The organism is Nonomuraea sp. NPDC046570, from assembly GCF_040645915.1.
Classification (GTDB): Bacteria; Actinomycetota; Actinomycetes; order Streptosporangiales; family Streptosporangiaceae; genus Nonomuraea.
In genome coordinates, this window is record NZ_JBEYZF010000006.1 from 1 (window position 1) to 21033 (window position 21033).

The window sequence follows — 21033 nt, forward strand, 5'->3', positions numbered from 1 at the left end:
ACACCCGGTTACATTCCGAACCCGGAAGTTAAGCTCTGCAGCGCCGATGGTACTGCACTCGGGAGGGTGTGGGAGAGTAGGTCGCCGCCGCACAAATATTGATACGAAAGGGCCACCCCGCATGGGGTGGCCCTTTCGTCGTTTCCGGCCCTACACCGCCGGCAGAGCCGCTCATCTAGAACGCCTCTGGCGCCGGGGCGATCACCTCAGCCGTCCGAACCTCGCATCCCACGGTGCCGAGGCGATCACCTCACCTTGTCCGGACCTGGCATCCCTTGATGCTGGTATGTGGCCGTCTCTGCCTGTCCAGGCTTGCCGCTCTCCTCTGCCTCGGGCGCGGCGGGGCAGGAACACGGTGAGGATCAGGCTGAGGGTGAGCATGCTCACGGTGGCCCCAAGCGCCGGTGTCATGCCTGATCGGCGGCGGGTCGTCCTGAGTGTCATCGATGAGCCCGCCGCCGAAGCCCTTGGCGGCCCCTCGGCCGCCCCGATCGTCAAATGGCACCGGCCATACGAGGAGGTGGGGTATATCGCTGTCATATGGAGATCTGGATGGTTATGTGTCGAGCCGTCCGATGTCAGGTTGGTGGTGGCGCGGTTGTGGCGCTCACAGCCGCGCCACACAACACCCCCCTGCAAACAAAGGAGCCCACGGTGGATGTCGACGGCACCCGGCCGGGAAACGAAGACGAGATCCCAAGTGGAATCACTCGCAAGACCTTGCTCAAGGCCGCCCTCATCGCGGCGCCGCTGCCGCTGCTGGCCACCGCGGTCCCCGCGCTGGCACGTGACGCGAGCTCCTCGGGCGTCCTGCTCACGCCCACGCCGTTCTGTGACGACGGCGACGACCCGACCCCGCCGCAGACCGAGGGGCCCTACTTCAAGCCGAACTCCCCGCAGCGCACGGTGCTGGCCGGCCCAGGCACGCCTGGCGTGCGGCTCGCTGTGAGCGGGTACGTCTTCGGCCTCGCCTGCCAGCCGATCGCGAACGCGCTGCTGGACTTCTGGCAGTGCGACACGAACGGCACCTACGACAACAGCGGCTTCAGCTTCCGCGGTCACCAGTTCACCAACGCGCAGGGTGCCTTCACGCTCACCACGATCGTGCCGGGCCTCTACCCGGGCCGTACCCGGCACCTGCATGTCAAGGTCCAGGCGCCCAACCGGCCGGTCCTCACCACCCAGCTGTACTTCCCGGGTGAGCCCCGCAACAACACCGACACGATCTTCAACCCGGCGCTGCTGATGACCGTCCGCACGGGCAACCCCGGCCGGGAGGCGTCGTTCGACTTCGTGCTGAACGTGCCGGGCGTGCCGCCGACGAGCCCGCCGCCCACCAGCCCGCCGCCGACCAGTCCGCCCCCCACGGGCACATGGCGGGCGGGAACGTCGTACGCGTCGGGTGCTCAGGTCACCTACAACAGCGTGTCGTACCGCTGCCTGCAGGGGCACACCGCTCAGGTCGGGTGGGAGCCGCCGAACGTCCCGGCGCTGTGGCAGCGCCTCTGAGCACTCCCGGATGAGCCCGGGCGTGCCGCTTCCCGCGGGCCGGCCACGGCACGGTCCCCAGCCGCGGGGCACGCCCGGCCGGGAGACGCGGCACGCCCGACCAGGAGGCGACGACGCCAAGTGGCCGGGCGTACCCCGTTGAGGATTAGCGGGGGAGGATCAGGAGGGCGTCGCCCACCGCGCGCTCGCGGCCGTCGGAGGGCTTGTTGACGACCTTCTTGCCCACGACCATCGCCGAGGAGCCGCCGCCGTCCAGGTTGATCGCCTGGACCGCGCCCAGCCACTTCATGATCTGTGCGGCCTCGACCATGTTCGCGCCGACCGTGATCCCGGGCTTGCGCCCGTCGACGGTGGCCAGGATGAGTCCGCCCGAGCGGGTGACCCCGACCATGGTGCGCGGGTGCCGGCGCAGGATCATATTCACCGAGTCGTGGCCGTCCCGCTTGGCCATGACGTTGACCTGCCCGTTCCTGACCAGCCCGACGCCGCCGCCGATCACGTGCAGGTCGGGGGTGAGCGCCAGGGCCTTGCCGGTCCGCCGGTCGATGACCTTGGTGTCGAGGTTGAGCGTCCAGCCCTCCCAGGCGTGCTCCCACAGCCACTCGCCGGACGCGCCCGACCCGTGCAGGACCCGAGCATCCTTGGGCACGGCGCCGCCGGACGCCCGCAGGGCGATGACCTTGCCCTGGGCGTCGATGACGGCGTCGGCACCGTTGTCGGCAGGGGTCTTGGCGCCGTACTCCTCGGTGTAGAGGACCATCTCGTCGCCCTTGCCGAGCCGGTTGACGCCGTGGACGGCGGTCTTGGTGCCGTCCTGGGAGGTGACGGCGAGTTGGGTGTCGAGTTCGGTGAGGCGGGCCGTACGGCCCTTGAGGACGATGGCGGCGCGGCCGGGGACGGCCTCGCTGAGCAGGCGGCCGCCCACGACGGAGATGCCGACGGGCTCGCCGCGCAGCGCGGGCAGGGTGTGGATGTTGAAGAAGCCGCCGTTGACGGCGGCGATCGCGTGGCCGTCCTTGGCCATGGCGCTGGTGGTCTCGCGCTTGGCGACGCTCTTGCCGAGGCTGGCGGCGAACGAGCCGCGGAACGTCCGCGGGTTGACCATGAGGACCTTCATGTCCCACGGGCCGGTGGTCTTCAGGCCGTCGTCGCCGAGGTAGTCGGCCTTGGCGCGGATGCCGGCGTCCTTGAGCTTCTCGACCATCTTGGCGGCCTTGCCCTGGTCCTTGAGCGTCCAGAGGCCGACCCTGACGACGTACAGCTCCTGGGCGGCGGAGTCGGCCACGCCCGGCCTGATCACCTTCTGTACGCTGGCCACCTCGCCGGCCGCCTCGACCTCGGCGACCTTCTGGTCGGCCTCCTCCTGGGTGCCGTAGTCGCGGCCGTTGGGCATGATGAGCGTCACCGTGTACCCGTCGGTGGACTTGCCGTGCCTGACGCTGAACAGGTCGACGCCCTGCGTCACGCTGCTCTGCGCCTTGACGGGCACGGTGCGGGGGCCGAGTGGGAATCTGGTGGAGGGGAAGGTCGCGGATGACTGGTCGGCGGTGGCCACGGGCACAGCGGTGACGGTGAGAACCGCGGCCATGGACAGGCCAACGATGGTACGACGCGACATTTGTGTACTCCCCAGGCTGACAAACGATCCGAACCATCCTGGCGAGATCAAGGTCGGCAAGTGGGAGAAACACGCGAAAGGTACCGAGAAAGTGCGCGCTGTTACCTGATTGACATAACACGGGCCGCAGAAATGGAAGAGTTCCGGCCATTCGGCTGCGAGTCGCCAGGGTTCTGAAGGGTCGGAGCCCCTCTACAATGGGCGCATGACACGAATCAGCATGTGGTGGCGGCCGCTCGACGGCCGCTGAACTCCGCATGCGCGGGCCGTCCTCGGACGGCCCGGTGGGTCATTCCAGGACGGTCCCCCTGAATCCAGAACGAGGGACCTGATGAAACACACAGTGCTCACTGGTGACCGCCCGACAGGGCCGCTGCACCTCGGACACTATTTCGGCACGCTGGCCAACCGGGTGGCCCTGCAGGGCACCCATCCGATGTACGTCCTGATCGCGGACTACCAGGTGATCACCGATCGGGACCGGCCGGGCGCGATCCAGCGCAACATCACCGAGCTGATGCTCGACTACCTGGCGGTCGGGCTCGACCCGGACCAGGTGACGATCTTCCAGCACAGCGCGATCCCCGAGCTCAACCAGTTGCTGCTGCCGTTCCTGAGCCTGGTGAGCGTGGCCGAGATCCAGCGCAACCCGACGGTGAAGGACGAGATCGAGCACAGCTCGCAGGCCGCGGTGAGCGGGCTGATGTTCACCTACCCGGTGCACCAGGCGGCCGACATCCTGTTCTGCAAGGGCACGCTGGTGCCGGTCGGCAAGGACCAGCTGCCGCATGTGGAGATCACCCGGCTGATCGCCCGCCGGTTCAACGAGCGGTACGGGCGCGTCTTCCCCGAGCCCCAGGCGCTGATGGGCGACTCGCCGCTGCTGGCCGGGCTGGGCGGCGGCAAGATGAGCAAGAGCAGGGGCAACGCGATCGCGCTCTCGGCCACCGCGGACGAGACCGCGGCCCTGATCCGTAAGGCGCGCACGGACTCCGAGCGGCGCATCACCTTCGACGAGGCGAACCGGCCCGAGGTGGCCAACCTGCTGCTGCTGGCGGGCCTCTGCCTGGGCCGCTCGCCGGAGTCGCTCGCGGAGGAGATCGGGGACGGCGGCGCGGCGGCGCTCAAGTCCGTGGTGACCGAGGCGGTCAACGAGTTCCTCCGTCCGATCCGCGCGCGCCGCCTGGAGCTGGACCCGGACGAGGTCAGGAAGGTGCTGCTCAAGGGCAACGAGGTGGCCCGCGAGCGCGCGGTCCGCACCCTGGACGAGGTGCGGGCGGCGATGGGGTTTTGAAGGTCGCCGATCACCACGATCCCACCGGGGTTGAGCGCCGCCGCCGCCCGCTTCAGCAGCCCGGCCGTCTCCTCGTCGCTCAACCCGTGAATGATGTTGAACAGCAGCACGATGTCGTACCCCACGCCCAGTTCCCCTTCGAGGAACGACGCCGGGCGCAGCGTCACCCGGGGCCGCAGGTCCTCCTCGATCGCCGCCGATCTGAGCGCCTGCGGCAGGTCGACGATCGTGGCGTGCAGCTCCGGGTGCCTGCGCAGCAGCGCGACGCTGTAGAGGGCATGGCTGCCGCCGAGGTCGAGCACGTGCCGGGCGTGCGGGTGCACCGGGATGACGCCGGCCGCGGCGGGCGCCTGCCGCCTGGCGACGGCGGCCGTCCACGCCTGGAAGGAGTGCGACAGCTCGGATCGTTCTCGCGCGGGTCAGGCGGTAGGCGTCGCGGCGGGGGCGGACGTAGCCGAGGCCGTGCAGGACGCGCAGCAGCCCGGCGGTGGCGGGCGGGTCGAGGGCCAGGTCGGCGGCCAGGTGCGCGGCCATACGCGGGCCGAAGCGGAGGGCGTCGAAGACGCCCAGCCGTACGCCCGCCACCAGGGAGTGGAAGCCGAGGACGCTGAAGTAGTCGACGAGCATCGGCGGCACGACCGACAGCCGGAGGGCCGCGGCTTCTAGCGGATTCGGAAAGAGCGGCACGCTTCCGACGGTAGGCCGATCACCGGAAAGCGCCAGAGTAGAGGGGTACTCAACGCGACTGGTACACCTTGCGCAGCGTCTCGTGCACGGTCCAGGTGGTGCGCGCGCCCTCGGCGAGCAGGCAGACGTCCCCGGGGCCGACCTCGACGGTGGTGCCGCCCTCGACGGCGACGGTCGCCCGGCCGGACAGCACGACGAAGATCTCGTCGCTCTCCACGTCGGTCACCACGCCCGGGGTGATCTCCCAGATGCCCCGGCCCTCGCCCAGCTCCAGGGAGGAGGTGGCCGGCGAGCCCGAAACGATCTGGTCGGGGTGGAGCTCGTCGGGCGTCAGCTGTACGTCGTGGACGGGCACGGAGAAGGCTCCGGCGGTGGTGAGCGTGCCGGACAGGTCGGCGGGGACGAGGATCATGTCTTCCTATCGGTTGTCTCTGCGGAACGACTCGAGGGCCAGCAACGCGACGTGCAGCGACAGGCACGACTCCACGTTGTCGAGGTCGGTGTCGAGGATGCGTTCGAGCCGGCGCAGCCGGTCGTAGAAGGCGGGCCTGGACAGGTGGGCCCGCTGGGCCGCGACGGCCTTGTTGCGGCCCGCGTCGAGGTAGATCCGCAGGATCCTGGTGAGGTCGCCGCCGCGCTGGGCGTCGTGCGCCAGCAGCGGGCCAAGCTCGCGCTCGGCGAAGGTCTGTGTCCTGGCGTCGTCGCGCAGCAGGTGCAGCAGGCCGCGCAGGCGCAGGTCGGGCAGCCGGTAGTAGGCGCGGCCGTCGGGCTGGCGGACGGCCACGTCGGCGACCTGTTCGGCTTCGAGGAAGCTGCGCCGTACGTCCCTGATGGACTCCACGACGGAGCCCGCGGCGAGCACGAACGCGCTGCCGGGCTTCCAGGCCAGGCCGAGGCGGTCGGCGAGGGCGGTCAGCGCGGGTTCGGCCGAGGTGCGCGGCGGCAGTGGCAGCAGGACGCCCACCCGGTCCTGGTCGAGCGCGCCGACCAGCGCGGGCAGGCGGGCGTCGCGGCAGGCGGCTGCGGCGGCCTCGGCCAGCTCGCCGAGCTGGGCCTGCCCGTCCAGTGCCTGGTCGACGGGCTCGGTGAGGCGGAGCACGACGCTGATCAGCTTGCGCCCGGTCAGCGGCACGCCGACGGCGCGGGCGCGGGCGGCGGCCTCGTCGGGGTCGGCGTAGGCGTGGGTGAGGATGCCGGTGATGATCGTGCCGTGCGCCTGGCGTTCGAGGGACTCCTGGTGGCGTTCCAGCAGGCGGCCGAGGGCGAGGGTGGTGGCGGCGCGTTCGGCCAGCACCAGGTCGCGCGGGTTCGGCGGCGCGTCGCAGAGCAGGATCAGCCGTCCCCAGTCCTGGCCGCGCGCGCCCACGGTGGTGACCAGCCAGCCGGAGGCGGCGTCGTAGGCGGTGCGCTCCGGCGGGGCCACGGCCCGAGACCTGGTCTCCCAGCCGGCCAGCAGGGCGCCGGCGTCGCGGCCCGCCGACTCGCAGGCCAGCACCTGGTGGGCCAGGTTCTCCAGCAGAACGGGCCGGTTGGACAGGCGGGCGACCTGGGCGAGCACCTCGGCGGGCGAGGCGCCCTCGACCGACAGCTCGGTGAACACCTCGTGGAGCTGCTCGGAGGCGCGCAGCTCCTCCAGTTGGATGTCGATGATCCACGCGTGCACGGACTCGGTGATCTGCACGAACGGGGTCTCGCGGGTCAGCACGATGAGCGGCAGGCCGTGCTCCTCGGCCGAGGCGACCACCGCGCTGGGCAGTTCGCGGACGAACCTGCGGCCCAGCTCCACGATCAGGCCCGAGGCGCCGACCCCGGCCAGCTCGGCGATGTAGTCGGCCAGCCGCGCCGGGTCCTCGGGGAGGGCGACGCCCGTGGTCAACACCAGTTCGCCGCCGCGCAGCAGGTGCGCGAGGTCGGCGATCTCCCCGACGTGCACCCATCGCACCCGGCTGTCGAGCCGGTCGGCGCCCGCGACGACGCGCGGGTTGCCCCGGCGGACGGTCTCCAGGGCCAGCACATCGGCGATGGTGGGGAGCACGGGCAGAGCTTATACGATCAGCATGTAATTACGTCCATTTAGCGATTTACAAGGTGATGGGTGATCAGTCGCTCTACGTAGACATCCCAGAACCGACCGGCGTCAACGGACCGGACAAGCGACACGAATCCACCTCCCGCGCTCGTCGAGCCCGGACCCCGGCGGGTCGCGGTGGCATCGACGTCGGTGGCGAGGGTGGGGTCGAGGAAGACCGCCGCGGCCACGGCGTCCCAGGCGAACACGCCGTCCTCGGCGCGCGCGGGGTCCATCACCCGCCGCAGGAGCGGCTTGAGCGGCGTGTCCGGCCCGGCCAGCAGCCGCCGGTAGACCTCGGGAGTCACGAACAGGTCCCGCGCGGCGTCCATCGGCAGCACGGTGAGCCGCCTGAACGGCAGCGCGGCCACCTCCTTCGCCGCCGCCGGGTCGAACCACAGGTTGAACTCCGCCGCGTCCGGATCCAGCCCGCCGCCCATCTGGACGACCTGCCTGACCAGCGGGACGATGTCGGGATGCCGCTGTACCGCTCGTGCCAGGTTCGTGGCGGGCCCGAGCACGATGATCGACACCGCTCCCGGGTGCCGCCTGACCTGGTCGGCGATGAACTCGGCCGCCTCGTCGCCGGGGACGGGCGCGGGGCGGGGGCGGCCTGCCGTACCGGAGTAGCCGGGGCGTGGGGTGGGCGAGGCGGAGGCGCCGGCCAGCACCGGGATGCCCGCGCGGCCGGCCAGGCCGAGTTGGCGGCGAGCCTGGGCGGCGCCGTCCTCGGGCCAGGTGTTGCCGCCCACCGTGGTGATGCCGAGCACGTCGATTCCGGGCGCGCCGGTCAGCATCAGCATGGCCTGGGCGTCGTCGTTCAGCTCGCCGACGTCGGCGTCGATGATGACCTTGCCGGAGCCGGGCGGGGCGTCCAGCAGCGTGGCGGAGCAGGCGACCCCGAGCAGGGCGACGAGCAGCAGGGCGAGAAGTCGTCTCATGCCCTGCCTGTCGCGCCGGACGCGTGAACCGGTTCGGGCCCCCGGAACGACAGAGGGGCATGCATGAGACGTGGGCGGACGCCCGATTACTCGAGGCCGTCGCCGACGGCGACCGCAGGGCGCTGGAGGTGCTGTACGGCAGGCACGCGCCCTGGCTCGTCACCCGCCTCACCAGGCGCTGCGCCGACCCCACCGTCGTCGACGAGTCGGTGCAGGACACCTTCGTGGCCGTCTGGCGCACCGCCCGCAAGTGGCACGGCCGGGGCGAGGTGGCGGCCTGGATCTGGGGGATCGGTATCCGCCGCCTGCTCGACCAGCTCCGCCGCCGCCCGCTGACCGTGCCGCCGGCCTACGAGCAGGTGGTGGTCTCGGCCGAGGAGCAGGTGCTGCTCGGCATTGAATACGGCGAGCTCGGCCCCGCGCTGAACAGCCTGTCGCCCGAGTTGCGCGCGGTCGTGCAGGCCACCGTGCTCGACGGGCTCACCACCCGCGAGGCGGGCAGGCTGCTCGGCATCCCCACGGGGACCGTCAAGACCCGCATGATGCGCGCCAAGGCACTGCTGAGGGAGGAACTCGCATGACGGCCTGGCACATGGACGAGGACATGGTCCAGCGGTACACCGCGGGCACGCTCGCCGCCACGCCGACCGCGTCGGTGGAGGCGCACCTGCTGGCCTGCGCGCGCTGCCGTGACCTGATCGAGGTGCCGCGCGAGCGGCTGGACCGGCTGTGGGACGGGATCGCGGACGCGGTCGACGTGCCGGTGCCGGGGCCGTTCGAGCGGCTGCTGCGGCTGCTGGGGGTGCGCGAGCACACCGCGCGGCTGCTCGGCGCCGCCTCCTCGCTGCGCCTGTCGTGGCTCGCGGCCGGGGCGCTGGCGCTGCTGTTCACGCTGCTCGCGGCGCGGGAGACGAGCCGCTGGGGGGTGCTGTTCTTCCTGACAGTCGCGCCGGTGCTGCCGGTGGCGGGGGTGGGCATGGCCTTCGGCAGGGGGGCCGATCCGGCGCACGGGATCGGGCTGGCCGCCCCGTACTCCGCCTTCAGGATCATGCTGATGCGGGCGCTGGCCGTGCTGGCCGCCACCGCGGTTCCGGCGACCGTTCTCGGGCTGCCGCTGCTCGGGCAGACGTGGGCGCTGGCCGCCTGGCTGCTGCCCGCGATCGCGCTCACCGTCCTGTCGCTGGCGCTGGCGAGCTGGTTCGAGCCCCTGTACAGCGCGGCCGCGGTGTCGTCGGTGTGGGTGCTGGTCGTGGTCGGCGGCAACGTCCGCGAGCCGTCGCCGGTCATGTTCGGCGCGGGCGGGCAGCTCGTCTTCCTGATTCTCACCATCGCGTCGGGCGCGCTCCTGGTGGCGCGCCGCAAGGAGTTCTCATGATCGAGGCGATCGACCTCGTCAAGGTGTACGGGCGGCAGCGCGCCCTCGACGGCCTGTCCTTTCGCACGGGCCCCGGCGTGACCGGGCTGCTCGGGCCCAACGGGGCCGGCAAGAGCACGCTGATCAGGACGCTGGCGACGGTGCTGGCCGCCGACGGCGGCACGCTGTCCATCCTCGGGCGCGATCCCGTCGCCGACCGGCTGGAGATCCGGCGCAGGCTCGGCTACCTGCCCCAGGAGCCCGGCTGTCACCGCGGGTTCACCGTGTTCGAGTTCATCGACTACGTGGCGATACTCAAGGAGCTCGTCGACCGGCGGGCCCGGCACGACGAGGTGCGGCGGGTCATCGGGGAGGTCGGGCTGGGAGAGGTGAGCGGGAAGAAGATCCGCAAGCTGTCGGGCGGCATGCGCAGACGGGTGGGCATCGCCCAGGCGCTGCTCGGCGAGCCCGAGCTGGTCCTGCTGGACGAGCCGACCGCCGGGCTCGACCCCGAGCAGCGGCTGCGCTTCCGGGATTTGATCTCGCGGATCGGCGAGAGCCGTACGGTGATCCTGTCCACCCACCAGACCGAGGACGTCGCCGCGCTGTGCGGCCGGGTGGTGGTGCTCAAGCGGGGGCGGGTGGAGTTCGAGGGGACGCCCGAGGAACTGCGGGCGCTGGCGGAGGGCCGTACCTGGCTGTCCGGCGAGCGGGCCGGGGTGCTGTCGTGGCGTACGGGCGAGGGGCTGTTCCGGAACATCGGAGCGGCGCCGGACGGGGCCCGGCTGGTGGAGCCCACCATCGAGGACGCCTACCTGCTGCTGCTCGGCGAGGCCGCATGGGAGGCGGCGGCATGAGGACTCTCGCCCTGGTCGAGGCGCGGCTGCTGGTGCGCCACCCGCTCATGCTGGCGGGGCTGGCCCTCGCCTTGTTAGCGGCGTTCGACGACGTTCACGCGGGGATGCGGCCCGCGTTCAGCGCGATCACCGCCACCCAGGCGATGTTCTTCGGCGTGCCCGCGTTCTTCGCCGCCAACCTGGCAACGAGCCGGGCGCGGCGGGCCGGGACCGAGGAGTTGCTGGCTCCGGTGCCGCTCAGCCGGGCCGCGCGCACCGCCGCCTCCTGCCTGGCCGCGCTCGGCCCGTTCGCGGTCGCCTGCCTGGCGCAGGCCACGGCGCTGGCCGTCTACCTGGCCACCGGGGTGCGCCTGCCGAGGCTGCCCACGGTGTGGGAGCTCGGCGCGGGGCCGCTCTGCGTGCTCGGCGCGTGCCTGCTCGGCCTGGCCGTCGCGCGGTGGGTCGCGCTGCCGGGGGTGCCGCTACTGGTCATGATTGGGCTGGTGTCGTTCAGCATCGTGGTGAACGACCTTTTCGACAGCGGGCACCTGCTCGGGTTCAATCCCGAGGTGGTCTATTGGGGGCCGCCGCCGTACCGCGACTTCGTGGGGTTCGTGCCCGGCTCGTTGGCCTGGCACGACGCCTACCTGCTGGCGCTCGGCCTCGGCGCCGCGGCGCTGGCGATGCTGCGCGACTCCTCCGTCCGGGCGCTCTGGCTCGGGGTCGGCGCGGCGACGGTGGTGGCGGCCGCGGTCAGTGGCGCGCTGGCGATGCCGTGAGGGCGCATCAGGCCCGCGAGCTGGCCGGGCTCGCCCGCGGGCTGCTGCGCTGGCAGCCGGCGGCGGGCGCGGCCGTGCTCGGCATGGCCGTGGTGCTCCGGGCTCCGGACCAGATCTGGAAGGAGGCCGTCTGGTCGCTACGCGTGATGGCGCTGCTGCTGGCGCTGGGCGCGGTGTTCGCGCTCGACGACGCCGCGGCCGACGTGGTGGCGGCGGTGCCGCTGCCGCTGTCCTGGCGTACGGGGCTGCGGGTGGCGGCGGCGCTGCTCTGGACGCTGCCGGGGTGGACGGCCGCGCTGCTGGTCGCGGGGCCGTACCTGTCCGGGGAGGGGGTGCTGTGGAGCACGCTGGAGCTGGCCGCGCTGCTGGCCTGCGGGGTGGCGCTGGCCGCGTTCCTGGCCGGGCGCGGCGTCGCCGAGCCCGGTGTGCTCGCCGCGCCAGGCCTGGCGGTCTGCTGGCTGGGGCTGTACGCGCAGCCCGCCCCGCTCGCCCTGTTCACGCTGCGCGAGCAGGACTGGCTCGCCGCCCACCTGCGCTGGGCGGTCGTGCTCGGCCTCGCGCTGGCCGCCCTGGTCGCGCTCTCCCGCGACCCCGCGCTCAGGCGGTGAACTCCTCGCCGGGCGGCTGCTCGCGTAGCTCGACCCGGCGGATCTTGCCGGAGATGGTCTTCGGCAGCCCGCCGAACTCCAGCCTGCGCACCCGCTTGTACGGCGCCAGGCGCTCGCGGGCGTAGGCGAGGATCGCCTCCGCGGTCTCCCGCGTCGGCTCGAACCCTGGCGCGAGCGTGATGTACGCCTTGGGCACCGCCAGCCGTACCGGATCGGGCGCGGGCACCACCGCCGCCTCCGCGACCGCCTCGTGCTCCAGCAGCACGCTCTCCAGCTCGAACGGCGAGATGCGGTAGTCGGACGCTTTGAAGACGTCGTCGGTCCTGCCCACGTAAGTGATGTAGCCGTCGGCGTCCCGGGAGGCCATGTCGCCGGTGTGGTAGAAACCATCGCTCTCCGCCCCCTCGTCCCGCCCGACATATCCGGACATGAGGCCCAGGGGTCTGGGGTTGAGCGGTAGGCAGATCTCGCCGTCGTCGCCCGCCTCGCCGGTCGCCGGGTCGATCAGCGCGATCTCGTAGCCGGGCAGCGGCAGGCCCATCGAACCGGGCTTGACCGGCAGGCCCGGCACATTGCCCACCTGCGCGGTGGTCTCGGTCTGGCCGTAGCCGTCCCTGATCGTCAGGCCCCACGCCTTGGCCACCTGGTCGATGATCTCCGGGTTGAGCGGCTCACCCGCGGCGACCGCCGTCCGCAGCGGCAGGCTCCACGCGGACAAGTCCTCCTGGATGAGCATCCGCCAGACGGTCGGCGGGGCGCAGAACGTGGTCACGCCCTCGTCCCTGAGCACCTCCAGCAGGGCGGTCGCGGAGAAGCGCTGGTAGTCGTGGATGAGGACGGTGGCCCCCGCGTTCCACGGTGCGAAGACGTTGCTCCAGGCGTGCTTGGCCCACCCGGGGGAGGAGACGTTGAGGTGCACGTCGCCGGGGCGCAGCCCGATCCAGTACATCGTGGACAGGTGCCCGGCGGGGTAGGAGGCGTGGGTGTGCTCGACCAGCTTGGGCTGGGAGGTCGTGCCCGAGGTGAAGTAGAGCAGCAGCGTGTCGTCCGCCCTGGTCGGGCCGTCGGGGGTGAAGCTCTCCTGGACGTGGCGGGAGTCGTGGAAGGGCAGCCAGCCGTCCGCGTCGCCGACCGCGATCCGCGTGTAGCCGCCGGGGCCGAACTTCGCCGCGTCGGCGGCGTTGGCGATGACGTGCGCGACGCCGCCCCGCTCGATCCGGTCCTCGATGTCCGAGGCCGACAGCAGCGTGGTCGCCGGGATGATGACCGCGCCCAGCTTCATCGCGGCCAGGAACGCCTCCCAGAGTTCGGCCTGGTTGCCGAGCATCAGCAGGACCCGGTCGCCGCGGCGCACCCCCTGGTCGCGTAGCCAGCCGGCGACCTGGTCGGAGCGGTGTTTGAGCTCGGCGAAGGTGTAGGTCTCACGGCCGACGATCTTCAGCGCGACCGCGTCGGGCGTCTCGGCGGCCAGCACGCCGTCGAACCAGTCGAGCGCCCAGTTGAACCCGCCCAGCTCGGGCCAGCGGAACTCCCGCCGCGCGGTGGCGTAGTCGGCGCGCAACAGCAGATCCCTGGCAGTACGAAACTCGCTCATGACCAGAATCCTGCTACGACTTCAGGCGGGCCTCAAGGCCATCGAGCACGCAGAGCAGGCCGTAGTCGAAGTTCCGGGCCGCCATGATCTGTGGATTCTCGCTGGAGCGGGCCTCGTAGTCGGCGAGCAGGCCGGGATACTCCTTCGCTGCTTTCACGAACACGGGCCTGACCCTCTCACTCCACTCGGCCTCGTCCACGCCCGTGCTCGCGACCACCGACGCCCAGGCGATCTCGGGGATGGTCACGCCGTAGACGTAGGAGGTGAGCACCGAGCAGGCGTGGTCGGCGTCCAGACCGTGGAAGCCCGCCTCGCGGAAGGTGCCGCGCAGCCGGTCGCCCAGCCGCAGGGCGTGGGGGCCGATCCCGGGTAGGCGCCCGATGAGCGTGGCCAGCCACGGGTGCGCGAGGGTCACCTGGCGCATGCTGTGCGCGAAGGCGGCGGCGGCGTTGCGCCAGGTCGTGGTGCCGGGCTCGAAGGCCACGATCTCCCCGAAGACCTCGTCGAAGGCCAGCTCCAGCAGTTCGTCCTTGGTCGCGACGTGCCAGTAGACGCTGGTCGCGCCCGAGCCGAGCCGGGCACCGAGCTTGCGCATGCTGAAGGACTCGATGCCTTCGGCGTCGAGCAGGTCGATCGTCGCGCGGACGATCTGCGCGCGGCTGAGCCCGTGGGACTTGGCCTGGCGAGGTTCGCGGGTCCAGACGGAGGTGAACGGCTGCTCGTTGGTCACCACCCCAGGATAAATCAACTCGCACACTGTACGAGAACTGTCATACAGTGTGCGAGTGAACTCGAACGCTGTACGAGACCCGAGACGCTGGTGGATTCTCGCGGTCCTCTGTCTGAGCCTGCTGGTCCTCGTCGTGGACGGCACCGTGCTCAACCTGGCCATCCCGTCCCTGATCAGGGACCTGGGCGCGACGCCCTCCGACATCCAGTGGATCCTGGACTCCTACATCCTGGTCTTCGCCGGGCTGCTGATCACGGCGGGCGCGCTGTCGGACCGCTTCGGCCGCAGGCGCTTCCTGGTGATCGGGCTGGTGCTGTTCGGCGGCGCGTCGGTGCTGGCCGTACTGGCGAGTGAGTCCTGGCAGGTGATCGGCGCCCGCGCGCTGATGGGCGTCGGCGGATCCATCCTGATGCCGTCCACACTGTCGATCCTGATGACCGTCTTCGACGAGACCGAGCGGCGCAAGGCGATGGCCGCCTGGAGCACGGTCGCGATGGTCGGCGTGATCCTCGGCCCCACGCTGGGCGGATTCCTGCTCGACCACTACTGGTGGGGGTCGGTCTTCCTGCTCAACATCCCCATCGCGATCCTCGCCATCGTGGCCGCGCTCACCCTGATGCCCGAGTCGAAGGGGCAGCGGCGCAAGCTCGACCCGGTGGGCGTGGTGCTGTCCGTCGTCGGCATGACCGCGCTCGTCTTCGTCGTGATCGAGGCGCCCGCCAAGGGGATCAACTTCGGCGTCGGCGCGCTGGCGCTGGTCGCCCTCGGCGCGTTCGTGGTCTGGGAGCGCCGGATCGAGCACCCGATGCTGCCGCTGAAGCTCTTCCGGGACCGCAACTTCACCGGCGCGTCGTTCTCGATCGTGCTGATGGCCTTCGGGACGGGGGCGGTGCTGCTGATGCTCACCCAGTACCTGCAGTTCGTGCTGGGGTACGGGCCGATGAAGGCAGGGCTGGCGTTGCTGCCGTACGCCGTGTTCGCCGCGCTGTTCAACATTGTGGGCGCCGGGCTGGGGCAGAAGGTCGCCAACCGGACGCTGATCGCGGCCGGCATGCTCATCATGGCCCTCGGCTTCGTCGTGCTCGCCCTGGCCTCGGGGTACGGGCTGGTGCTCACCGGACTGATGATCATGGGGGTGGGCGGCGGCCTGGCCGGGCCCTCGGCCTACGCCACGCTCATGGGCGCGATCCCGCTGGAGTTCGCCGGCGTCGGCTCGGCGGTCAACGACACCGTGCAGCAGGTCGGCACCGCGATGAGCATCGCCGTGCTCGGCAGCGTACTGGCCGGGGTGTACACCTCGTCGATGCCCGCGAGCGCCCCCGAGGCGGCCCGCGAGTCGATCGGCGGCGCGCTCCACCTGGGGGACGCCGGCCTGATGGCCACCGCCGCCGACGCCTTCTCCTCGGCGATGGCGTTCGGCTCGTGGGTGGGCGCGGCCTTCTGCGTGGGCGCCGCCGTCTTCGCTGCGGTCGTGCTGCGCCCGGTGGCCCCCCTCACCCGGGAACCCGTCTCGGTGTGAGGGCGGCCCGTGCGGGTCACGCCGCCCGCACGCGGGGCTCGTCGAGGCTGGCCAGGCTGTCCAGCTTGTGCACCCGCTCGTCGTGGCCGATCTGCCGCAGCAGGTCGGCCACCGAGCGGTGGCGGCCGTACTCGTCGGCGTAGGTGCCCGGGTCGGGCTCGAACTCCAGGTGGGGGTTCTCCGCGACGAACGTCATGTACTCGTGCTCGGCGTGGTCCTCGAACTCGGCGTTCAGCCGGTAGCTCCAGGCGGGCTTGACCAGGAACATCATCCACGAGACGTGGTAGTAGAAGAAGGCGATGAACCAGGGCGCCGCCTGGTGCAGCAGCCAGTTCTGCTTCAGGCCGTGCCGCTGGACCAGGTCCTGCATGATCAGCAGGTGCCACTGCTCGTTGTCCTGGTCGCCGCGCGCCTCGACGATGCGCTCGAACACCCGCTTGGCCAGCGCCGACCTGCCCGCGTGACGGTGCACGGCCCAGTAGCCCACCCGCTCCCACGCCTGGTACGGCACGCGGGCGATGATCTCCAGCATGGCGAACTTGGCGAACGAGCCCTGCTTGCCGTACATGAGGTCGACCGGCTTGAACATCATCTTGGCCAGTAGGCCGTACTCCATGCGCGGGGTGTCCAGCGTCTCCTGCTGGGCCGCCCGCAGCGCCTCGCGGCTGAGCTTCGGCGGGCCCGCGGGGGCTTCGGGGCGGGGGACGGTGGTGGTGACGGTCATCGGAAACTCCTCCGGTCGTTTCGGTGATGACCTGATAGTGCTGGACTGGCCCCCTGCCGGTCGTCGCCCGCCAGAGGGCAATGCGGGTGCCTCTCGCGGCGTACTCATCCGCCCATGAGTACGCCGCCAGGCGCACGGGTCATCCCCTAGGGGGTGGGCGGTTCAGGGCGTCTGGCCCGGCTGGTCGACGATGCCGGAGGCCAGTTCCGCGGTGGTGTGGGCGCTGCCCGCACGGGCCAGGATCTCGCCGTCCAGCACCTCGTCGCGCAGGTGGAGCATCCGGTTGCCGAGCAGGCGGTAGGTCCGGGGATCCAGGATGAGGTAGTGGCGGCTGATCGGGTTCCGGCCGGACTCGTGGTAGACGCCCACGCCGGGGCGGCCCGCCGCGTCGCGGACGTCGAGTTCGACCCTGGCTCCGGGGATCTTCGCGAGCGCGCGGTAGATCGCCGCCTCCAGCTTGGGCGGCATGACCGCCTGCTGTTCCAGGTACACCGACAGCACCCGGAACGCCCGCGCGCCGGGATCCTCTCCGCCGCCGGGGTCTTCGACGGGCTTGTCGATCCAGTGCCGGTCGCCCTGGACCTGGGCGAGGAGCTCGGCCGGATTCGTGGGCAGCCGGAGGAGCTTCTCCCGGTACTGCTCCGGTGAGAGGTCGTCGTCGCCGGGGTCGGGCTTGAGGCGGCGCACCTCCAGCCGCCCGGTGTCCCCGTGACCGGCGGACTGGGTGCCGTCGTAGCGGATCCACTCCTCGAAGGTGTTGACCTTGCCGTCGGACTGGACGGTCAGGTACTTGCGGTACTGCCACTGGTCGGAGCGCGGGGCTGAGCCGAGCGGGCGCTTCTCGGCGACGAGGGCGGCCTGTTCGAGCACGACGGCCGGATTCGCCAGGCGTCCCGCGGGCGGCAGGTGGCCGGGAGCCTCGCCGCCGCCGCGGACGAGCACCACGGCGAAGGCCACCGCGACCGCCAGCGCCCCCGCCATCACCAGCCGAAACCCCAGCCGGTACGGCATTCGCCGCCCCTCCGCGGCCTCGGTCAGCCGGCAGCGCGCTGTCCTCAGCCGCTCGGCGCCGGGCTCCGGCGCGTCCGCGCGCATCTCCTTGAGCACCTTCAGGTCATCCACGGTCGGACTCCTCGTCGTCGAGAGCGGACGGGTCGACGCCGCCGAGGGCGTCACGGGACTTCTTCCTGGCCCGGTGCAGCCGGGAGCGCACGGTGCCGATGGGGATCCCGAGCGCCTGCGCCACCTCCTCGTAGGTCAGGTCGGCCCAGGCGATCAGCAGCAGCACCTCCCGGTCGGCGGCCGACAGGGTGGCGAGCGCCCGGGCCAGGTCGCGGTGGGCGGCGACCGCCGACACCCGTTCCTCCACCCGGTCGGCGTAGCTGTCGGCGACCTCGTCCACGCCGGTTCTGGCCAGGGCCCGGTAGGACCTGATCTCCCCGCGGTGGTGCTTGCCGATGAGGTTGGCGGCGATGCCGTACAGCCAGGGTCTGGCGTCGGGGCGGCCGAGGTCGTAGCGGGCGCGCCGTTTGAAGGCGGCCAGGAAGGTGTCGGCGACGACGTCGTCGGCCAGGGAGTCGCCCAGCCGCCTGGTGACGTAGCGGTGCAGGGCCGGTGCGTGCCGGTCGAACAGCGCGGCGAAGGCGGGGGGTTCCCGCAGGGAGTGCCGGATGAGCGCGGCGTCGTCGATGCGCTCGACCGGCTCTGTCTCCGCGATCAATCGAGGCTCCGTTCGTGGGGTGCTGTCACCCTCTTTCACCCGATGTCCCCGGTCGAGTTCTCGCTCAGTTGTAAGTCCTTATGTCATGACATAAGGTCGAATGGAGAGCATGGAGATCCTCTACATGGTGTAAGCGGATTTGACGCCATGCCGACAGGTTGGAGGTGGGAGGATCGATGGATTACCGGGATACTCAGAGCATGTCGGACCTTCTTGCGCGCCACCGGGCAGTGATCCCCAACTGGGTGGCCCTCTACTACAACGAGCCCATCGAGATCGTCAGCGGCAAGGGCAACCGCGTCGTCGACTCCTCGGGCAAGAGCTACCTCGATTTCTTCGCCGGAATCCTCACCAACATGATCGGGTACGACGTGCCCGAGGTACGTGAGGCCGTCGAGCGGCAACTCGCCACCGGCGTCGTGCACACCAGTACGGTGTACCTGCTGCGTGGCCAGATCGAGCTGGCCGAGAAGATCGCGCGTCTGTCCGGCATCCCCGACGCCAAGGTGTTCTTCACCAACTCCGGCACCGAGGCCAACGAGACGGCCCTGCTGCTGGCCACCTACGCCCGCAAGTCCGACCAGGTGCTGGCCATGCGGCAGAGCTACCACGGCCGCTCCTTCGGCGCGGTCTCGGTCACCTCGAACCGCTCGTGGAAGAACAACTCGCTCTCCCCGCTGAACGTGCACTTCCTGCACGGCGCCGACCGTCACCTGGCCCAGTTCAAGGGGCTCAGCGACGCCGACTACATCAAGGCCTGCGTCGAGGACCTGCGCCACGTGCTGGCCACCTCGGTCTCCAACGACGTCGCCGCGCTGATCGCCGAGCCGATCCAGGGCGTGGGCGGCTTCACCATGGCGCCCGACGGGCTGTTCGCCGCCTACCAGGAGGTGCTGGCCGAGCAGGGCATCCTGTTCATCTCCGACGAGGTGCAGACCGGCTGGGGCCGTACCGGGTCGGCGTTCTTCGGCATCCACAACCACGGTGTGACGCCGGACATGATGACCTTCGCCAAGGGCCTGGGCAACGGGTTCGCGGTCGGCGGCGTCGTGGCGCGCGGCGACCTGATGGACGGCCTGCACGCGACCGGCCTGGCCACCTTCGGCGGCAACCCCATCTCGATGGCCGCGGCCAACGCCACCCTCGACTACGTGCTCGACCACGACCTGCAGGCCAACGCCGCGCGGACCGGCACGATCATCATCGACGGGCTGCGCGAGGCCGCCACCAGGCTGCCGATCGTCGGCGGCGTCCGCGGCAAGGGCCTGATGTTCGCCGTCGAGCTCGTCGACCCGGCCACCGGCGCGCCCGCCCCCGCGCTCGCGGCCAGGTTCATGGAGGAGACCAAGAAGGCCGGCCTGCTGGCCGGAAAGGGCGGCCTGTACGGCAACGCCCTCCGGATGGCACCGCCGCTCACCCTGACGGTGGATGAGGCCGCGGAGGGTCTCGGCATCATCGTCGACGCGCTAGAAGTCATCAACGCAGAGGTTGTTTCGTGAAGTCTGTCAAGCACTGGATCAACGGAGCTCTCGTCGACGGCGACAGCCGTACCGCCGAGATCTTCAACCCGGCGACCGGGGAGGTCAGCGGGCATGTCTCGCTCGCCTCGGTGGCCGACGTCGACGCGGCCGTCGCCGCGGCCGCGGCGGCCTTCCCCGCCTGGCGGGACGCCTCGCTGGTCAAGCGGACGCAGGTGCTGTTCCGCTTCCGCGAGCTGCTGCACGGGCACCGCGACGAGATGGCCGCGCTGATCTCCGCCGAGCACGGCAAGGTGCACTCCGACGCGCTCGGCGAGGTGGCGCGCGGCCTGGAGGTCGTGGAGTTCGCCTGCGGCATCCCGCACCTGCTCAAGGGCGGCTTCTCCGAGGGCGTCTCGACGCGGGTGGACACCTACTCGATCCGCCAGCCGCTGGGCGTCGTGGCCGGCATCACGCCGTTCAACTTCCCGGCGATGGTGCCGATGTGGATGTACCCCATCGCGATCGCCTGCGGCAACGCCTTCATCCTCAAGCCCTCGGAGAAGGACCCGTCGGCCTCGCTGCTGATGGCGCGGCTCTGGCAGGAGGCCGGGCTGCCCGACGGCGTCTTCAACGTCGTGCAGGGTGACAAGGTCGCCGTCGACCGGCTGCTGGAGCACCCGGACGTGAGCGGCGTCTCCTTCGTCGGCTCGACCCCGATCGCCCGCTACGTCTACGAGACCGGCAGCGCCCACGGCAAGCGGGTGCAGGCGCTCGGCGGCGCGAAGAACCACATGCTGGTGCTGCCCGACGCCGACCTGGACCTGGTCGCCGACTCGGCGGTCTCGGCCGGTTTCGGCTCGGCGGGCGAGCGCTGCATGGCGATCTCGGTCCTGCTGGCCGTCGACCCGATCGGCGACGAGCTGGTCTCGAAGATCGTCGAGCGGGTGGAGAAGCTGACCGTCGGCCCCGGCGACGACCCGCGCTCGGAGATGGGCCCGCTGGTCACCGAGGTACACCGGGACAAGGTCGCCTCCTACCTCGACCTGGGGGTCGAGGAGGGCGCCAAGCTCGTCGTCGACGGCCGCGAGACGCGGATCCTGGGCGGCGCGAAGGCGTCGGAGACGCCCGGCTTCTGGCTCGGCCCGACCGTCTTCGACCACGTGCCCGCCGGCTCGCGGGTGCACGAGGAGGAGATCTTCGGCCCGGTGCTGTCGGTCGTCCGCGTCTCCTCCTACGAGGAGGGCCTGAAGCTGATCAACGGGCTCGACTTCGGCAACGGCACCGCCGTCTTCACCAACGACGGCGGCGCGGCCCGGCGCTTCCAGAACGAGGTCGAGGTCGGCATGGTCGGCATCAATGTGCCGATCCCGGTGCCGATGGCGTTCTACAGCTTCGGCGGCTGGAAGTCCTCGCTCTTCGGCGACACGCACGTGCACGGCACCGAGGGCGTGCACTTCTACACCCGCGGCAAGGTCGTCACCTCCCGCTGGCTCGACCCCTCCCACGGCGGGGTGAACCTCGGGTTCCCGACGAACAAGTAGCGCCCGCGACGGCCCCGCGACGTTCTCGCGGGGCCGTCGTGTGTTCCCCGG

At 71.2% G+C, this 21033-nt stretch carries 20 protein-coding genes, 1 rRNA gene and 1 pseudogene; 12 read left to right on the forward strand and 10 right to left on the reverse strand.

The features are described 5' to 3' along the window. A 5S ribosomal RNA gene (rrf, locus tag ABZ911_RS11855) occupies positions 1-93 on the forward strand; the annotation flags it as partial. Between the two features lie 561 nt (positions 94-654). Continuing rightward, a complete protein-coding gene (locus ABZ911_RS11860) occupies positions 655-1509 on the forward strand; it encodes a carbohydrate-binding protein (protein ID WP_358054509.1) in 855 nt (284 codons plus the stop codon). Positions 1510-1654: 145 nt separating this feature from the next. On the opposite strand, the gene ABZ911_RS11865 is transcribed toward ABZ911_RS11860, so the two are convergent. Further along, entirely contained in the window at positions 1655-3127 is a 1473-nt protein-coding gene (locus tag ABZ911_RS11865; protein WP_358054510.1) for a phosphodiester glycosidase family protein, read from the reverse strand. 331 nt (positions 3128-3458) lie between these two features. Between ABZ911_RS11865 and trpS the strand changes: the two genes are divergently transcribed. Further along, the gene (gene trpS, locus ABZ911_RS11870) at positions 3459-4421 is read left to right on the forward strand and encodes a tryptophan--tRNA ligase (protein ID WP_358054511.1); all 963 of its coding nucleotides are present in this window, start codon (positions 3459-3461) and stop codon (positions 4419-4421) included. 62 nt (positions 4422-4483) lie between these two features. Here trpS and ABZ911_RS11875 read toward each other — a convergent pair. Continuing rightward, positions 4484-4744 (reverse strand): annotated as a pseudogene (locus tag ABZ911_RS11875) (class I SAM-dependent methyltransferase); the annotation flags it as partial. A 4-nt stretch (positions 4745-4748) separates the two neighbouring features. Here ABZ911_RS11875 and ABZ911_RS11880 point away from each other — a divergent pair. Beyond that, positions 4749-5087: a hypothetical protein gene (locus tag ABZ911_RS11880; RefSeq protein ID WP_358054512.1), complete on the forward strand. Its 339-nt coding sequence runs from the start codon at positions 4749-4751 to the stop codon at positions 5085-5087. A gap of 70 nt (positions 5088-5157) precedes the next feature. Here the strand turns inward: ABZ911_RS11880 and ABZ911_RS11885 are convergent, their stop codons facing one another. The 3 genes from ABZ911_RS11885 to ABZ911_RS11895 are packed head-to-tail and all read right to left on the reverse strand — an operon-like array spanning position 5158 to position 8117. Further along, a complete protein-coding gene (locus ABZ911_RS11885; RefSeq protein ID WP_358054513.1) occupies positions 5158-5520 on the reverse strand; it encodes a cupin domain-containing protein in 363 nt (120 codons plus the stop codon). Positions 5521-5526: 6 nt separating this feature from the next. Then, positions 5527-7143 (reverse strand): PucR family transcriptional regulator ligand-binding domain-containing protein, encoded by a 1617-nt coding sequence (locus ABZ911_RS11890; RefSeq protein ID WP_358054514.1) that lies wholly within the window; start codon positions 7141-7143, stop codon positions 5527-5529. Between the two features lie 38 nt (positions 7144-7181). Then, on the reverse strand, positions 7182-8117 hold the full coding sequence (locus ABZ911_RS11895; protein ID WP_358054515.1) for a nucleoside hydrolase: 936 nt from the start codon (positions 8115-8117) through the stop codon (positions 7182-7184). Positions 8118-8176: 59 nt separating this feature from the next. Between ABZ911_RS11895 and ABZ911_RS11900 the strand changes: the two genes are divergently transcribed. From ABZ911_RS11900 to ABZ911_RS11920, 5 genes are read left to right on the forward strand one after another with little or no spacing between them, the layout of a single operon-like run. Next, complete coding sequence (locus ABZ911_RS11900) at positions 8177-8698, forward strand: RNA polymerase sigma factor (RefSeq protein WP_358054516.1); 522 nt, start codon at positions 8177-8179, stop codon at positions 8696-8698. Next, positions 8695-9492 carry a zf-HC2 domain-containing protein gene (locus ABZ911_RS11905; protein ID WP_358054517.1) on the forward strand — a complete coding sequence of 266 codons (798 nt, stop codon included), beginning with the start codon at positions 8695-8697 and terminating at the stop codon, positions 9490-9492. Before ABZ911_RS11900 ends, ABZ911_RS11905 begins: the two co-directional genes overlap by 4 nt. Further along, positions 9489-10328, forward strand: coding sequence for an ABC transporter ATP-binding protein (locus ABZ911_RS11910; RefSeq protein WP_358054518.1), 840 nt, complete (start codon positions 9489-9491; stop codon positions 10326-10328). Before ABZ911_RS11905 ends, ABZ911_RS11910 begins: the two co-directional genes overlap by 4 nt. Further along, the gene (locus tag ABZ911_RS11915) at positions 10325-11086 is read left to right on the forward strand and encodes a hypothetical protein (protein ID WP_358054519.1); all 762 of its coding nucleotides are present in this window, start codon (positions 10325-10327) and stop codon (positions 11084-11086) included. The genes ABZ911_RS11910 and ABZ911_RS11915 overlap by 4 nt, the downstream gene beginning before the upstream one ends. Continuing rightward, positions 11083-11694: a hypothetical protein gene (locus tag ABZ911_RS11920; RefSeq protein ID WP_358054520.1), complete on the forward strand. Its 612-nt coding sequence runs from the start codon at positions 11083-11085 to the stop codon at positions 11692-11694. Before ABZ911_RS11915 ends, ABZ911_RS11920 begins: the two co-directional genes overlap by 4 nt. On the opposite strand, the gene ABZ911_RS11925 is transcribed toward ABZ911_RS11920, so the two are convergent. Further along, the gene (locus ABZ911_RS11925) at positions 11684-13288 is read right to left on the reverse strand and encodes an AMP-binding protein (RefSeq protein ID WP_358054521.1); all 1605 of its coding nucleotides are present in this window, start codon (positions 13286-13288) and stop codon (positions 11684-11686) included. The genes ABZ911_RS11920 and ABZ911_RS11925 overlap by 11 nt on opposite strands. A 13-nt stretch (positions 13289-13301) precedes the next feature. After that, a complete protein-coding gene (locus tag ABZ911_RS11930) occupies positions 13302-14018 on the reverse strand; it encodes a TetR/AcrR family transcriptional regulator C-terminal domain-containing protein (RefSeq protein WP_358054522.1) in 717 nt (238 codons plus the stop codon). 55 nt (positions 14019-14073) lie between these two features. On the opposite strand from ABZ911_RS11930, the gene ABZ911_RS11935 reads away from it, so the two are divergent. Continuing rightward, the gene (locus ABZ911_RS11935) at positions 14074-15537 is read left to right on the forward strand and encodes an MFS transporter (protein ID WP_358054523.1); all 1464 of its coding nucleotides are present in this window, start codon (positions 14074-14076) and stop codon (positions 15535-15537) included. Positions 15538-15553: 16 nt separating this feature from the next. On the opposite strand, the gene ABZ911_RS11940 is transcribed toward ABZ911_RS11935, so the two are convergent. From ABZ911_RS11940 to ABZ911_RS11950, 3 genes are all read right to left on the reverse strand, one after another. Further along, the gene (locus tag ABZ911_RS11940; protein ID WP_358054524.1) at positions 15554-16261 is read right to left on the reverse strand and encodes an alternative oxidase; all 708 of its coding nucleotides are present in this window, start codon (positions 16259-16261) and stop codon (positions 15554-15556) included. Between the two features lie 162 nt (positions 16262-16423). Further along, positions 16424-17383: a CU044_5270 family protein gene (locus ABZ911_RS11945; protein ID WP_358054525.1), complete on the reverse strand. Its 960-nt coding sequence runs from the start codon at positions 17381-17383 to the stop codon at positions 16424-16426. Next, the gene (locus tag ABZ911_RS11950) at positions 17376-17981 is read right to left on the reverse strand and encodes an RNA polymerase sigma factor (protein ID WP_358054526.1); all 606 of its coding nucleotides are present in this window, start codon (positions 17979-17981) and stop codon (positions 17376-17378) included. Before ABZ911_RS11950 ends, ABZ911_RS11945 begins: the two co-directional genes overlap by 8 nt. A gap of 200 nt (positions 17982-18181) precedes the next feature. On the opposite strand from ABZ911_RS11950, the gene ABZ911_RS11955 reads away from it, so the two are divergent. Next, entirely contained in the window at positions 18182-19480 is a 1299-nt protein-coding gene (locus ABZ911_RS11955; RefSeq protein ID WP_358054527.1) for an aspartate aminotransferase family protein, read from the forward strand. Next, positions 19477-20982 carry a CoA-acylating methylmalonate-semialdehyde dehydrogenase gene (locus tag ABZ911_RS11960; protein ID WP_358054528.1) on the forward strand — a complete coding sequence of 502 codons (1506 nt, stop codon included), beginning with the start codon at positions 19477-19479 and terminating at the stop codon, positions 20980-20982. Before ABZ911_RS11955 ends, ABZ911_RS11960 begins: the two co-directional genes overlap by 4 nt. Positions 20983-21033: the final 51 nt, after the last annotated feature.

Excerpts from the sequence above, each read along its gene's own strand:
- ABZ911_RS11865 (WP_358054510.1), bottom strand. The coding sequence starts at position 3,127 with ATGTCGCGTCGTACCATCGTTGGCCTGTCCATGGCCGCGGTTCTCACC.
- trpS (WP_358054511.1), top strand. The coding sequence starts at position 3,459 with ATGAAACACACAGTGCTCACTGGTGACCGCCCGACAGGGCCGCTGCAC.
- ABZ911_RS11880 (WP_358054512.1), top strand. The coding sequence starts at position 4,749 with ATGACGCCGGCCGCGGCGGGCGCCTGCCGCCTGGCGACGGCGGCCGTC.
- ABZ911_RS11885 (WP_358054513.1), bottom strand. The coding sequence starts at position 5,520 with ATGATCCTCGTCCCCGCCGACCTGTCCGGCACGCTCACCACCGCCGGA.
- ABZ911_RS11895 (WP_358054515.1), bottom strand. The coding sequence starts at position 8,117 with ATGAGACGACTTCTCGCCCTGCTGCTCGTCGCCCTGCTCGGGGTCGCC.
- ABZ911_RS11900 (WP_358054516.1), top strand. The coding sequence starts at position 8,177 with ATGCATGAGACGTGGGCGGACGCCCGATTACTCGAGGCCGTCGCCGAC.
- ABZ911_RS11905 (WP_358054517.1), top strand. The coding sequence starts at position 8,695 with ATGACGGCCTGGCACATGGACGAGGACATGGTCCAGCGGTACACCGCG.
- ABZ911_RS11910 (WP_358054518.1), top strand. The coding sequence starts at position 9,489 with ATGATCGAGGCGATCGACCTCGTCAAGGTGTACGGGCGGCAGCGCGCC.
- ABZ911_RS11915 (WP_358054519.1), top strand. The coding sequence starts at position 10,325 with ATGAGGACTCTCGCCCTGGTCGAGGCGCGGCTGCTGGTGCGCCACCCG.
- ABZ911_RS11925 (WP_358054521.1), bottom strand. The coding sequence starts at position 13,288 with ATGAGCGAGTTTCGTACTGCCAGGGATCTGCTGTTGCGCGCCGACTAC.
- ABZ911_RS11940 (WP_358054524.1), bottom strand. The coding sequence starts at position 16,261 with ATGACCGTCACCACCACCGTCCCCCGCCCCGAAGCCCCCGCGGGCCCG.
- ABZ911_RS11955 (WP_358054527.1), top strand. The coding sequence starts at position 18,182 with ATGTCGGACCTTCTTGCGCGCCACCGGGCAGTGATCCCCAACTGGGTG.